General features: G+C 66.7%; 14 protein-coding genes and 1 riboswitch. Of the genes, 7 read left to right on the plus strand and 7 right to left on the minus strand.

What is annotated here, in order from left to right:
* Nucleotides 1–35 precede the first annotated feature (35 nt).
* The 7 genes from DKT77_RS20205 (at nucleotide 36) to DKT77_RS20235 (ending at nucleotide 7,510) form a co-directional block, all read left to right on the plus strand.
* The gene (locus DKT77_RS20205) at nucleotides 36–851 is read left to right on the plus strand and encodes a class I SAM-dependent methyltransferase (RefSeq protein ID WP_109813437.1); all 816 of its coding nucleotides are present in this window, start codon (nucleotides 36–38) and stop codon (nucleotides 849–851) included.
* Nucleotides 852–1,069: 218 nt separating this feature from the next.
* Nucleotides 1,070–1,630, plus strand: a complete 561-nt coding sequence (locus tag DKT77_RS20210; protein WP_109813495.1) for a F0F1 ATP synthase subunit delta — start codon at nucleotides 1,070–1,072, stop codon at nucleotides 1,628–1,630.
* Between the two features lies 1 nt (nucleotide 1,631).
* Entirely contained in the window at nucleotides 1,632–3,170 is a 1,539-nt protein-coding gene (atpA, locus tag DKT77_RS20215) for a F0F1 ATP synthase subunit alpha (RefSeq protein ID WP_109813438.1), read from the plus strand.
* A gap of 22 nt (nucleotides 3,171–3,192) precedes the next feature.
* Nucleotides 3,193–4,065, plus strand: a complete 873-nt coding sequence (locus tag DKT77_RS20220) for a F0F1 ATP synthase subunit gamma (RefSeq protein WP_109813439.1) — start codon at nucleotides 3,193–3,195, stop codon at nucleotides 4,063–4,065.
* A 19-nt stretch (nucleotides 4,066–4,084) separates the two neighbouring features.
* Nucleotides 4,085–5,509 (plus strand): F0F1 ATP synthase subunit beta, encoded by a 1,425-nt coding sequence (gene atpD, locus DKT77_RS20225; RefSeq protein WP_109813440.1) that lies wholly within the window; start codon nucleotides 4,085–4,087, stop codon nucleotides 5,507–5,509.
* An 11-nt stretch (nucleotides 5,510–5,520) separates the two neighbouring features.
* Nucleotides 5,521–5,916 (plus strand): F0F1 ATP synthase subunit epsilon, encoded by a 396-nt coding sequence (locus DKT77_RS20230; protein ID WP_109813441.1) that lies wholly within the window; start codon nucleotides 5,521–5,523, stop codon nucleotides 5,914–5,916.
* A gap of 124 nt (nucleotides 5,917–6,040) precedes the next feature.
* Nucleotides 6,041–7,510, plus strand: coding sequence for a mechanosensitive ion channel family protein (locus DKT77_RS20235; RefSeq protein ID WP_109813442.1), 1,470 nt, complete (start codon nucleotides 6,041–6,043; stop codon nucleotides 7,508–7,510).
* Between the two features lie 11 nt (nucleotides 7,511–7,521).
* On the opposite strand, the gene DKT77_RS20240 is transcribed toward DKT77_RS20235, so the two are convergent.
* From DKT77_RS20240 to thiM, 7 genes are all read right to left on the minus strand, one after another.
* Nucleotides 7,522–8,262: an ABC transporter permease gene (locus DKT77_RS20240; protein ID WP_109813443.1), complete on the minus strand. Its 741-nt coding sequence runs from the start codon at nucleotides 8,260–8,262 to the stop codon at nucleotides 7,522–7,524.
* On the minus strand, nucleotides 8,259–8,963 hold the full coding sequence (locus DKT77_RS20245) for an ATP-binding cassette domain-containing protein (RefSeq protein ID WP_109813496.1): 705 nt from the start codon (nucleotides 8,961–8,963) through the stop codon (nucleotides 8,259–8,261). The genes DKT77_RS20240 and DKT77_RS20245 overlap by 4 nt, the downstream gene beginning before the upstream one ends.
* 104 nt (nucleotides 8,964–9,067) lie before the next feature.
* The gene (locus DKT77_RS20250; RefSeq protein WP_109813444.1) at nucleotides 9,068–9,748 is read right to left on the minus strand and encodes a TenA family protein; all 681 of its coding nucleotides are present in this window, start codon (nucleotides 9,746–9,748) and stop codon (nucleotides 9,068–9,070) included.
* 71 nt (nucleotides 9,749–9,819) lie between these two features.
* Nucleotides 9,820–10,755: an ABC transporter substrate-binding protein gene (locus DKT77_RS20255; RefSeq protein ID WP_109813445.1), complete on the minus strand. Its 936-nt coding sequence runs from the start codon at nucleotides 10,753–10,755 to the stop codon at nucleotides 9,820–9,822.
* 15 nt (nucleotides 10,756–10,770) lie between these two features.
* Nucleotides 10,771–11,574, minus strand: a complete 804-nt coding sequence (gene thiD / locus DKT77_RS20260; protein ID WP_109813446.1) for a bifunctional hydroxymethylpyrimidine kinase/phosphomethylpyrimidine kinase — start codon at nucleotides 11,572–11,574, stop codon at nucleotides 10,771–10,773.
* Nucleotides 11,571–12,206 carry a thiamine phosphate synthase gene (thiE, locus tag DKT77_RS20265; RefSeq protein ID WP_109813447.1) on the minus strand — a complete coding sequence of 212 codons (636 nt, stop codon included), beginning with the start codon at nucleotides 12,204–12,206 and terminating at the stop codon, nucleotides 11,571–11,573. Before thiE ends, thiD begins: the two co-directional genes overlap by 4 nt.
* Nucleotide 12,207: 1 nt before the next feature.
* The gene (thiM, locus tag DKT77_RS20270) at nucleotides 12,208–13,005 is read right to left on the minus strand and encodes a hydroxyethylthiazole kinase (RefSeq protein ID WP_109813448.1); all 798 of its coding nucleotides are present in this window, start codon (nucleotides 13,003–13,005) and stop codon (nucleotides 12,208–12,210) included.
* A 50-nt stretch (nucleotides 13,006–13,055) separates the two neighbouring features.
* Nucleotides 13,056–13,147, minus strand: a riboswitch (TPP riboswitch).
* Nucleotides 13,148–13,165: the final 18 nt, after the last annotated feature.

The following is a 13,165-nucleotide window of genomic DNA, read 5'->3' on the forward strand; positions in this document are numbered from 1 at the left end:
CACCCCACGCTACGTCGGCAAGCAGGGGCGCCGCAATGCATCTCGACGTTCAGGACCTGAAAACCTTCTATTACCGCACGCGGCTCGGACGGGCGGCGCAACGCGTGATCCGCGACCGCGTGGTCGCGCATTGGGGCGACACGAAGGGTCACACGGTCGTGGGCTTCGGCTTCGCGGTGCCGGTGCTGCGTCCGTTCCTTAAGTCCGCGCGGCGAGTGATTGGCCTGATGCCCGCACCGCAGGGCGTGATGGCCTGGCCTGCGGGCCTGCAGAACGTGTCGGTGCTTTGCGAGGACGCGCTCTGGCCGCTGCCGACCGGCATGGTGGACAGGTTGGTGATGTTGCACGGACTGGAAACGTCCGAAAATCCCTCGGCGCTGCTGGACGAGGTGACCCGCGTCCTGGGGCCGGGCGGGCGGGCCTTGGTCGTGGTGCCGAACCGCGCGGGGCTTTGGGCGCGCAGTGATCAGACGCCGTTCGGCTATGGGCGGCCCTACAGCCTCGGGCAGCTCGAAGCGCAGCTGAAGCGGCACGGGTTTCGCGCCGAAAGTCACGAGGTCGCGCTGTTCCAGCCGCCATCGCACCGGCCTTTCTGGCTGAAGACCGGCGCGTTTTGCGAACGTGTCGGGCACCGGCTTTCAAATCGCTATGCAGGCGGCGTGCTGATCGTGGATGCCGTCAAGGAGGGTGCACCGGTCAGCGGCACTCCGGTGCGTGACGCTATGCCGGACCCGCTTCGTGTTCTGGAAGGGATCGGCCAGCCGGCCCGCGCCGGTGTTTCCGCTAGCATCCTTCCGGCGCGCACGACCAACCCCGCGAAAGGAATCATGGTGCGGCGCGCGGCCTTTTGAAATAAATGTTGTGCGGCGTGTTGCGCATAGGGTCGCACCCTTGGCAAAACCTTGCAGCTAAGGGTCGGGAAGCCGTTTTCAGGGCGCGTTGAGCGGTTGCCTGCGCACAAGCGCTTTGCTACACCCACGCTGATTTTGACGGCATCGTGAGCATGCGGGCCGCAGACCTCGCCCGGCCTGTATGTTCAGGTTCGGGCCAAGACATCGAAAGGGTGGACGTGTCCGAACCAGCTTCGATTTCCACGGGCATAGCCGAACGCTATGCCAAGGCCATGTTTGAACTGGCCCAGTCCGACAACCAGATCGACGCGCTCGAGTCCGATATCGACGCGCTCGATGCTGCGCTTGCCGAAAGCCCCGAATTCGCCGACCTGGTGAAATCGCCGCTTTATTCGCGCAAGACCCAGCAGGATGCCGTGACTGCCCTTGCATCGGCCATGGGACTGTCGGCGCTGGCGTCGAACACTCTGGCGCTGATGGCGTCGAAACGGCGGCTGTTCGTGCTGCCGCAACTCGTGCGCGCGCTGCGCGAGATGATCGCCGACGAAAAGGGCGTCGTTACAGCCGAGGTCGCCGCGGCGACCGCGCTAAGCGAAGAACAGACACGCAAGCTGGCCGAAACGCTGAAGGCGAAGGTCGGCAAGGACGTGACTATCAAAACGACCGTGGATGAAAGCCTCATCGGCGGTCTTGTCGTCAAGGTGGGCTCGCGGATGATCGACATGTCGGTCGCCGCCAAGCTTGCGAACCTCCAGCATGCAATGAAAGAGGTCGGATAACATGGGAATCCAGGCAGCCGAAATCTCTGCGATCCTCAAGGAGCAGATCAAGAACTTCGGACAGGAAGCAGAAGTTGCCGAGGTCGGCCGCGTGCTGAGCGTCGGCGACGGGATCGCGCGGGTTTATGGCCTCGACAACGTCCAGGCCGGTGAAATGGTCGAATTCCCCGGTGGCATCCGCGGGATGGCGCTGAACCTTGAAACCGACAACGTCGGTGTCGTGATCTTCGGGTCCGACCAGGACATCAAGGAAGGCGACACCGTCAAGCGCACCAACTCCATCGTGGACGTGCCCGCCGGTGACGAACTGCTGGGCCGCGTTGTGGACGGTCTGGGCAACCCGCTGGACGGCAAGGGCGCGCTGAACGCTTCCGAACGCCGCATCGCGGACGTGAAGGCGCCCGGCATCATCCCGCGCAAATCGGTCCACGAGCCGATGGCGACCGGCCTGAAGTCGGTGGACGCAATGATCCCGATCGGTCGCGGCCAGCGCGAGCTGATCATCGGCGACCGCCAGACCGGCAAGACCGCCGTGGCGCTCGATACGATCCTGAACCAGAAGTCCTACAACGACGCCGCGGGCGACGACGAGGGCAAGAAGCTCTACTGCATCTACGTTGCCATCGGCCAGAAGCGGTCCACCGTGGCGCAGCTGGTGAAGAAACTCGAAGAGACCGGCGCGATCGACTACACCATCGTCGTCGCAGCCACCGCGTCGGACCCCGCGCCGATGCAGTTCCTCGCGCCCTACGCCGCGACCGCGATGGCGGAATACTTCCGCGACAACGGCCGCCACGCGCTGATCGTCTATGATGACCTGTCCAAGCAGGCCGTCGCCTACCGCCAGATGTCGCTGCTGCTGCGCCGCCCGCCGGGCCGCGAAGCCTATCCGGGCGACGTCTTCTACCTGCACTCCCGCCTGCTGGAGCGGTCGGCGAAGCTGGGCGACGACCATGGCAACGGCTCGCTCACTGCGCTGCCGATCATCGAAACCCAGGGCGGCGACGTCTCGGCCTTCATCCCGACCAACGTGATCTCGATCACCGACGGCCAGATCTTCCTTGAAACGGAACTGTTCTACCAGGGTATCCGTCCGGCGGTGAACACCGGTCTTTCGGTGTCGCGGGTGGGGTCTTCCGCGCAGACCAACGCGATGAAGTCGGTCGCCGGCCCGGTGAAACTGGAACTGGCGCAGTACCGCGAAATGGCGGCCTTCGCGCAGTTCGGGTCCGACCTCGACGCATCGACCCAGCGGCTGCTGAACCGCGGCGCGCGTCTGACCGAACTGATGAAGCAGAACCAGTACTCGCCGATGACCAACGCGGAAATCGTCTGCGTGATCTTCGCGGGCACAAACGGCTTCCTCGACAAGATTCCGGTGGGCGATGTGGGCCGCTTCGAATCCGGTCTGCTCTCGCACCTGCGCAACCAGAACAAGGAATTGCTGGACTGGCTGACGAAGGAAGACCCGAAGATCAAGGGTGATGCCGCGGATCGTCTGAAGAAAGCCATCTCCGAGTTCGCCGAGAGCTTCGCGTAAGCGGGGCCCGGAGGAACGCTGAATGGCAAATCTCAAGGATCTCAAGAATCGGATCGCGAGCGTCAAGAGTACGCGCAAGATCACGAAGGCAATGCAGATGGTCGCGGCGGCGAAGCTCCGCCGCGCCGAGGAGGCCGCCGAGATGGCGCGCCCCTACACCGAGAAGTTCAATGACGTGATGTCGGGACTGGCTGCATCAGTGGGCGACAGCCCGACCGCGCCCGCGCTTCTGCGCGGGACCGGGTCGGACGCAACCCATCTGCTGGTGGTTATCACGGCCGAGCGCGGGCTTTGCGGCGGGTTCAACTCGTCCATCGTGAAGCTTGCCAAGCAGCGCGCCACGAAGCTTCTGGGAGAGGGCAAGACGGTCAAGATCCTGACCGTCGGCAAGAAGGGCCGCGAACAGCTGCGCCGCGACTTCGGCGAGTATTCAGTCGGCCATGTCGATCTGTCCGACGTGAAGCGGGTGGGCTACGTAAATGCGCAGGACATCGCGCGCGACGTGCTGGCCAGGTTCGACGGCGGAGAATTCGACGTCTGCACGATCTTCTTCTCGCGCTTCGAATCCGTGATCAGCCAGGTGCCGACGGCCCAGCAGATCATTCCCGCAAGCTTCGATGCGGACGCGTCCTCGGGCGGCACGCTCTACGACTACGAACCGAGCGAGGAAGGCATCCTTGCCGACCTGCTGCCGCGGGGCGTGGCCGTGCAGATCTTTGCAGCGCTGCTGGAAAATGCCGCCTCCGAACAGGGCGCGCGGATGTCCGCAATGGACAACGCGACCCGCAACGCAGGCGAAATGATCGAGGACCTGACGATCGAGTACAACCGCTCGCGCCAGGCCGTCATCACCAACGAGCTTATCGAAATCATCTCGGGCGCCGAGGCGCTCTAAAGGAACCGGAGAACCCACAATGGCTAACGCACAAGGCAAAGTGGCCCAGGTCATCGGCGCCGTTGTCGACGTGCAGTTCGACGACGAGCTGCCGGCGATCCTCAACGCGCTGATAACCGAAAACAACGGCAAGAAGCTGGTTCTGGAAGTCGCCCAGCACCTGGGTGAGAACACCGTCCGCACCATCGCGATGGACGCGACCGAAGGACTCGTGCGCGGCGCCAAGGTGGAAGACACCGGCGCGCCGATCTCGATCCCGGTCGGTGACGGCACGCTGGGCCGCATCCTGAACGTGATCGGCGAACCGATCGACGAAAAGGGCCCTGTAGAGGCGAAGGAAACCCGCGCGATCCACCAGCCCGCCCCGTCCTTCGAGGCGCAGGCTACGACGTCCGAGATCCTCGTCACCGGCATCAAGGTGATCGACCTGCTGGCTCCCTATTCCAAGGGCGGCAAGATCGGCCTGTTCGGCGGCGCCGGCGTGGGCAAGACGGTTCTGATCATGGAACTGATCAACAACATCGCCAAGGTGCACTCGGGCTATTCCGTGTTCGCGGGCGTGGGCGAACGGACCCGTGAGGGCAACGACCTCTATCACGAGATGATCGAATCCAACGTCATCAAGCCCGACAACCTGTCGGAATCGCAGGTGGCGCTGGTCTATGGCCAGATGAACGAACCGCCGGGCGCCCGTGCCCGTGTCGCGCTGACCGGCCTGACCCTGGCTGAACAGTTCCGCGACCAGTCCGGAACCGACGTTCTGTTCTTCGTGGACAACATCTTCCGCTTCACGCAGGCGGGTTCCGAGGTGTCGGCGCTTCTCGGCCGTATCCCTTCGGCCGTGGGCTATCAGCCGACGCTGGCCACCGACATGGGCCAGATGCAGGAGCGCATCACCTCCACCAAGGCGGGTTCGATCACCTCGATCCAGGCCGTCTACGTTCCTGCGGACGACCTGACCGACCCCGCACCGGCAACGACCTTCGCGCACCTCGACGCAACCACGGTTTTGTCGCGGGCGATTTCGGAGCTTGGGATCTACCCCGCGGTGGACCCGCTCGACAGTTCGTCGCGCCTGCTCGACCCGTCCATCATCGGCGAAGAACACTATGCCGTGGCGCGGGACGTTCAGGGGATTCTGCAACGTTACAAGTCGCTTCAGGACATCATCGCCATTCTCGGCATGGATGAACTGAGCGAAGAGGACAAGCTGACCGTGTCGCGCGCCCGCAAGATCCAGCGCTTCCTGTCCCAGCCCTTCGACGTTGCGAAGGTCTTCACCGGGTCCGATGGCGTCCAGGTGCCGCTGGAAAAGACGATCGCGTCCTTCAAGGCAGTTGTCGCCGGCCAGTATGACCACCTGCCGGAAGGTGCCTTCTACATGGTTGGCGACATCGACGACGTGATCGCCAAGGCCGAAAAACTGGCCGCTGAAGCCGCGTAAAGGAGCCTTTGATGGCCGATACAATGCAATTCGACCTCGTGTCGCCGGAGCGGAGCCTTGCTTCGCACCCGGCGACGGCGGTGCAGATCCCGGCCGCCGAAGGCGACATGACAGCGATGCCGAACCATGCGCCGGTGCTGACCACGCTCCGGCCCGGCATCCTGTCGGTGACAGGGCCGGATGGCACGTCGGACTACGCCGTGACCGGTGGCTTCGCCGAGATCACACCGGAAGGCACGACGGTGCTGGCCGAACGCGCCTATGAACGTCACGCGGACAACCGAGCCGCGATCGAGGCGCATCTCGAAGAAGCCCGCAAGGCCGCGACCGAGGTGGCGGGCGAGCACAAGGACGCCGCCGAGAAGTTCGTCGCTGATCTTGTTCACCTGCTTGACCACATGCAGTGATCCGCGGATCTTCCACAAAGTGACGCTGAATTACCCTTGCTCTCCCGGGAGCGAGGGTTTTTTCATTGGTTAACATGCGTGCGGATTCGGGCCGTGCCACTGGCAACAGATACAGGACATTCCCATGCAGAAATTTCTAGCGATCCTGCTGCTGGCTCTCGGACTGGGGTTTGGAGTTATGGGCGCCGGTCCAGTGTCTGCGCAGGATACCACCGCAGCGGCTGACGCGGCGCCCGCCGCCGAGGATGCCCCTGCGGAGGACGCCGCCCCGGCTTATCCCGAAGGTCTGTCGAACCAGGGCATCGCGCTGGACGAACTGAAATTGCGGGTGATCCCGCTGCGCGTCGACCAGCTGGAGGCATTGGCGCAGGATTGGCTGGCCATCGTGCAACGGCAAACCCAGGCGGTGACCGACCTGCAGGTCCGCATGCTGAACACCGAGGGCGCTGCGCAGGACGACCTGCGGGGTCGGCTGACCGAGGTCACGCAGCAGCGCGGCGAAGCGTTCCAGCGCTTCACGCTGGTGGTGGACAGCTTCGAGAAGAAGGGCGGCGACGCGGCCGTCGTGGCGCAGCTGCGCGCCTATCGCAGCGCGATCATCGTGGACGAGAAGCAGAACGCCGATTGGGAAACGCTGCTGGCGCAGGCGGTGAACTGGGCGCTTCAGCGCGACGGCGGTATCAAGCTCGCGATCCAGGTTGCAACCATCGCGGCCTCGTTCCTCGGGCTGCTGATCGTCGCACGCATGGCGCGCGGCTTCGCAAGGCGCGGCTTCTCGCGGGTGCGCAACCTGTCGAAGCTGTTGCAGGCCTTCCTTGCCATGATTGTCTACTGGATCACGATGGCCTTCGGCCTGATGGTCGTGCTGTCCATGCTGGGGATCGACATCACGCCTGTCTTCGCTCTGGTCGGCGGTCTGTCCTTCATCGCCGCCTTTGCCTTTCAGGACACGCTCGGCAACCTCGCGGCGGGTCTTATGATCATGTTCAACCGCCCCTTCGACGAAGGCGACTACGTCACCGTCGCCGGTACGGGGGGCACGGTGAAGTCCGTGTCCGTCGTATCGACCACCGTGACGACCCCCGACAACCAGGTGATCGTGATCCCAAATTCCAAAGTCTGGGGCGACATCATTACGAACGTCACCGCCTCGGCCACTCGGCGCGTCGATCTGGTGTTCGGCATCAGCTACGAAGATAGCATCGCCGACGCGCAGCGCATCCTGGAACAGGTGGTGGCCGCGCACCCGATGGTTCTGGCCGACCCCGAACCGGTGATCCGTGTCAACGCGCTGGGGGCCAGTTCGGTCGATTTCATTTGCCGTCCCTGGGCCCGCAGCGGCGATTACTGGGCGGTCTATTGGGATCTGACCCGCCAGGTGAAGGAAGCCTTCGATGCGGCCGGTATTTCCATCCCGTATCCACAGACCGACATGCACATCCATGTGCGCGATGCCGCCGCCGCCGGGGCGCTTGACGTGCCGCTGGTGGGTGCGGCGACACCCGGTATGGGCCGTCCAGCCGGGGCGCCGGACTTCCGCAGTGGCGATGACGGCGCAGATGGCGCAGGCGATGCTGGAGAAGAGCGCGGCTAGGCGCCAGGCCGTCAGCTAAGACGGGCGGTCAGCCGGTCACACCCCGCGCCGACCGCCCGGTGCAAAAGTAACGTCAGCAGCGCAAGCACGGCGAGCGCGGCGAACATCAGGTCGATCTTCGCCCGTCCGTTTGCAAGCAGCATCAGGTAGCCCAGCCCCTGGCTGGCACCGACCCATTCCCCGATGATCGCGCCGATGGGCGCATAGACCGCCGCAAGCCGCAGCCCCGATGCAAGCGAGGGCAGAGCAGCGGGAACGCGGATGCGCCACAGCACTTGTCGGCGAGTGCCCTGCATGGAATGCGCAAGATCGAGCCAGCCGCGCGGCGTGCCCCGCAACCCGTCGAAGAAGGCCGAGGCGACTGGGAAATAGATGATCAGCACCGCCATGAGGATCTTGGACCCGATCCCGTAGCCCAGCCACAGGGTCAAGATCGGCGCAAGCGCGAAGACCGGAAGTGCCTGCGTCAGAACCAGCACCGGCCGCAAGAAGCGCCGGGCCAGCGGCGAGACGGCCATGTGCAGCGCCGTCGCCGCCCCAAGCACGGAGCCGAGCGCGAGGCCTGCCAGCACTTCGGTGAAGGTCACCGAGGCATGCCACGCGATCAGTGCGGCATTGTCGGCAAGCGCCGTGGCCACCCTAAGCGGGCCGGGCAGAATGAAAGGCGGCAGTCCCGCCACCGTCACCAGTGCCTGCCAGAACCCCAGCAAAACAAGGGCAACAAGCAGCCCGCTGCTGAACCGCGCGATCATGACGCCGACCTCAGCCGGGCCAGCAGGCGTGCGCCGTAGGCCAGCGTTTCAGGATCATCGACCGGGCGGGGCGGCGGCGGGCCACCGGGCGTTGGCAGGTCCTGCAGCCTGCCGCTGGTGATCAGGCACAGCCGGTGCCCCAGTCGCGCGGCTTCCATCGGATCATGTGTCACCAGCAGAACCGTCCGCCCCGCGAGATGCCGCGCCGCAAGGTCTTGCATGTCGGCGCGGGTGCGCGCGTCGAGCGCGGAGAACGGTTCGTCCAGAAGTACGAAGTCTTTGTTTTCCATCAGGGTTCTGGCAAGCGCCGCGCGCTGGCGCTGCCCGCCGGACAGCCGAGAGGGCCGTTTTTCCGCATGCGCGGCAAGCCCCAGCGAACCGATCAGCGCGTCGATGCGCCCGGTGTCGGGCCGTTGCCCGCGCAGCCGCGCGCCAAGCGCCACGTTTCCGCGCAGATCTAGCCAGGGCAGCAACAGATCGTCCTGCGCCATGTAGGCTACGCGCCCTTCCAAGGCATTGCCATCGCTGGAATTTATCGATCCGTCGAAGCGCGAGCCGGTGTCCAGTCCGGCGATCAGTCGCAACAGCGTGGACTTGCCCGTGCCGGACGGCCCAAGAAGGCAGGTCCAGCCGCCGGGCACCAGATCGAGCGTCACGTTCTCCAGCAGGAGCGCGTCGCCGAAGCGCACCGATCCTGTCATCCGCAGGCCCGGCGCGTGGCCAGACGGGGCGCCGAACCCGGTGTCGGGATTCTGCAGGAGCCTTTTGGGAACCCCGTAGGAGTCCGCGCCCTCCGCGCCCTTTGTCATCGCGCGTCCCAGCCCATCTGCCAGAAGTCCGCCTCCAGCCGGGTTGCGGCCGCGAAGCGTGCGCAGAGCGCGGGCCAGCGGGGCGATACCGCCGGGTCCGGGCCAAGCCGCGCGGCGATCACTCGGTCGATCAGCGCGCCGACCTCGGCGCAGGTCCGCTGGTAGTCCGTCCCGCCATAGGTCGCCACCCAGTCGGCATATGCCGGCGCGGCACCGGACGCCGCAAGCCGCGCGCCGATCTCGCCGTAACCCAGCACGCAGGGCGCGAGCGCGGCCAGAAGGTCGGCCATGTCGCCCGCGTGCCCGGCATCGAGCACGTAGCGCGTATAGGCAAGCGTCGCCGGCGCCTCGCGCGTGGCGGCAAGGTCGGCCTCGGTCAGACCGAGAGCGGCGCAGGTGGCGATGTGCAGGCGCATTTCGTCGTCGATCAGCGCGTGCACCGTGGCGGCGCAGGCGCGCATGTCGTCGATGCTGTCGGCCTTGGTCACCGCAAGGGCCCAGGCGCGGGCGAAATGCACCAGGAACAGGTAGTCCTGCCGCATGTAGCGCAGGAAGGCCGCGCGCGGCAGGCTGCCGTCGCCCAACCCCGTTACGAACGGATGGCCGGTATAGGCGGCCCAGTCCTTCGGGCAGGACGCGCGCCAGAGCGGGAAGGTCGCACCGTAGCTGTCAGTCATCGCGGGCTGGTCTTTCGGTTGGTCCGTTCTGTTCAAAGCGGACGGGTCTGGCCGTTTTGGGGGCGTCGGCGTCACTGCGCGCCGAGATCCACGGCCAGCGCGCTGACCGGGCGCGTGCCATCGATCAGCCCGGCATCGCGCAGGAAGGCTTCGAAAGCGGCATAGCGGCCCGAGTCCAGCCCGGCCGGGGTGAGCGCGAGGCGCGGCCATGTGTCGGCCCATGCGCGCGTGTTCAATTCGTCCTGCAATTCGCGGGCGGTGCCCGAGAAGATCTGCCACGCCTCGTCCGGGTTGTTGACGATGAATTGTGTCGCCAGTTCGGTCGCGGCGAGGAAACGCCGGATCGCGTCCGCATTCATCCTGTCGGGATTGGCGACGTAGATCAGTTCGTCATAGGCGGGGATGCCATGTTCCTCCAGGTAGAAGCAGCGTCCCGGCACCCCTTCGATGTCCATCTGGTTCAGCTCGAAATTGCGAAAGGCGCCCAGCACCGCATCGACCTGCCCGGCCATCAGCGCGGGCGAGAGCGACCAGTTGACGTTCACGAGCGTGATGTCGTCCAGCGTCAGCCCGGCCTGCGCCAGAAGCGCGCTCAGAAGCGCCTCTTCCACGCCCGCAACGGAAAAGCCGACGCGGCGGCCCTTGAGGTCGGCCAGCGTGGCGACCGGACCGTCCTCCAGCACCAGAAGGCAGTTCAGCGGCGTGGCGACCAAAGTGCCGACGCGCACCAGCGGCAGCCCCTCGGCGACCTGAAGGTGCAGTTGCGGCTGGTAGGACACGGCCATATCGGCGCGCCCGGCGGCAACCATCTTCGGCGGGTCGGCCGGGTCGGCGGGCGGGATCACCTCGACCTCGAGACCCTGGTCGGCGAAGTAGCCGCGTTCTTGCGCGACGATGATCGGTGCGTGGTCGGGGTTCACGAACCAGTCGAGGATCAGGGTCATCCGGTCCTGCGCTGAGGCGGGGGCGGCAGCCAGCAGGCACAGCAGGAGGGCAAGGGGTCTCATCGGGGGCATCCTTCTTCAGTCGCGCCAGAGCGCGTGGAAATGGTGGGTCGGCCCGTGGCCGTGGCCGACGTCGAGCCGGTGCGCGGCGGCGACGGCGCCTGACACATAATTCTTGGCGGCGGCCACCGCGTCGGTGTCCGGCAGGCCCTTGGCCAGTTCGGCGGCGAGCGCGGCCGACAGGGTGCAGCCGGTTCCATGGGTGTTGGCGGTGTCGTGGCGCGGACCGGTAAACCAGTGGGCCGCGTCCTCGACAACCAGCACATCGGGGCTGTCGTCACCCGCGAGGTGCCCGCCCTTCAGCAACACCGCCGGCGGGCCGAGTGCGGCGAGCGCCGCGGCCTGCACCTGCATCATGTCGCGGTCCGTCGCCTCGGGCGCTTCCAGCAGCACGGCGGCCTCGGGCAGGTTGGGCGTCAGGTGGGTGGCAAGCGGCAGCAGCCGGTCGCGCAGGGCGTCCACCGCGTCGCCGGGCAGCAGCGGCGCGCCGCCCTTGGCGACCATGACCGGGTCGAGCACGACGGCGATGCCTACATGGGGCGCGAGCGCGTCCGCTACGGCCGCCGCGATCTCGGCGCTGGCGATCATGCCGATCTTCACCGCGTCGACGCGGATATCCGCGAAGACCGCGGCAATCTGGTCGGCGACGAAGCCGGGCGGCACGGTGTGGACGCCGGAGACGCCGACGGTGTTCTGCGCGGTCAGCGCGGTCAGCGCGGCCATGCCGTAGCAGCCGCGGGCCGAGAAGGTCTTGAGGTCGGCCTGTATGCCCGCGCCGCCCGATGGGTCGGAGCCTGCAATCGACAGCACGTTGTGGATCATGAAGCGGGCTCCGTGAAGCGGGCGTGGAGGGCGGCGGCGGCGGCGCGCGGGTCGGTCTGCCCGCAGATCGCCGAGACGACGGCGATGCCGGCCGCCCCGGCGTCGCGGGCAAGGGCGGCGTGCTCGGGCTTGATTCCGCCGATGGCCACGGCGGGTACCGGTGCGGCAGCGATCAGGCGCGCCAGCCCGTCCCAGCCGACAGGGGCCTTGTGATCTGCCTTGGTTGCGGTGGCGAAAACTGGCCCGGCGCCGACATAATCCACCAGCGCGGGGTCGATGGCAGCGGCGGCCTCGGGGGTTTCCACCGACACACCGAGGATCGCGTCTGGCCCGATCAGCGCGCGGGCGTGGGCGGCGGGCATGTCGTCCTGGCCCACGTGCAGCCCGGCGCCAAGGCTGCGCGCGGCGTCCGCATCGTCATTGACGATGAGCGCGGCACCGCTGCCCTGCAGCGCGTCCAGCAGCGCGCGGCCCATGGCGACCATCGCCTGGGTGTCTGCCGTCTTGTGGCGCAGCTGCACGCAGCGCGCACCCCCCTGCACGGCGCGCACGGCGGTATCCGTCAACCCGCGCGACCCGCAAAGCGCGTCGTCGAGCACGAGGTACACGGTAAGGTCGGGCAGTGTGCGCATGTCAGGCGTCGGTGACCGCGACGGCGGCCAGCGCGTCGGGGCGCAGCGCATGGAGCGTGTCGATGAAGGCGGTCTGAAAGCTGGCCGGGCCGGACGCGCCCTGCGCCGCGATGTCGCCAGCGCGGGCGAACAGGGCAAGCGCGCCAACGGTCGCGTCGAACGGATCGTCCAGCGCGGCGGCGTAGGCGCCCACGAGGCAGGTGAGCGAGCAGCCCATCGCGGTGACCAGCGGCATCAGCGGCGAACCGCCGTCGATGCGCACTGCGCGGGTGCCGTCTGTGACGAAATCGGTGGCCCCCGTGACCGCGACGACCGCGCCAAGCTCGGTTGCGAGCGTTCGGGCGGTGGCTTCCGCTGCTGCGACCTCGTCCCCGGCATCCGGGCCCTTCGCTGCCGTCTCGCCGCCGCCGAGCGCCAGCACCTCTGACGCGTTGGCGCGCAGGATTGTGGGCTGGCGTGCCAACAGGTCGCGGGCGATCCCGGCGCGCCAGGGCGAGGCGTAATGCGCGACCGGGTCGAACACCCAGGGCTTGCCGGCTGCCTGCGCGCCGTCGATTGCCTTGTGCATCCCGTCCACCCAGTTGGGTGACAGCGTGCCGAAATTCACCGTCAGCGCCCCTGCGATGGCCGCGAAATCGCCCGACTCCTCGGGCGTGTGCAGCATGGCGGGGGACGCGCCGGCCGCCAGCAGCACGTTCGCGGCGATGTTCATGGCGACGTAATTGGTGATGCAATGCACCAGCGGCGCTGTTTCGCGCATCTGTGCAAGGGCATCGGCCGGTTGGGTGGTCAGGGTCATGTCGGGCCTCCTATCGCTTGGGGAAGCCGGGCGCGGACATCGGCAGGGGGCCGGGGCCGCACAAGACTTCCTCCGCCGGGACTAACCGGGTCAGGTTCAAAGGGTACTTCTCAGCCCCGCCGGGGCGCCCCTGTCTTGGAGCACGTGTAGAACACAGCCG

It is taken from the genome of Meridianimarinicoccus roseus, assembly GCF_003172915.1.
GTDB classification, from domain to species: Bacteria; Pseudomonadota; Alphaproteobacteria; order Rhodobacterales; family Rhodobacteraceae; genus Meridianimarinicoccus; species Meridianimarinicoccus roseus.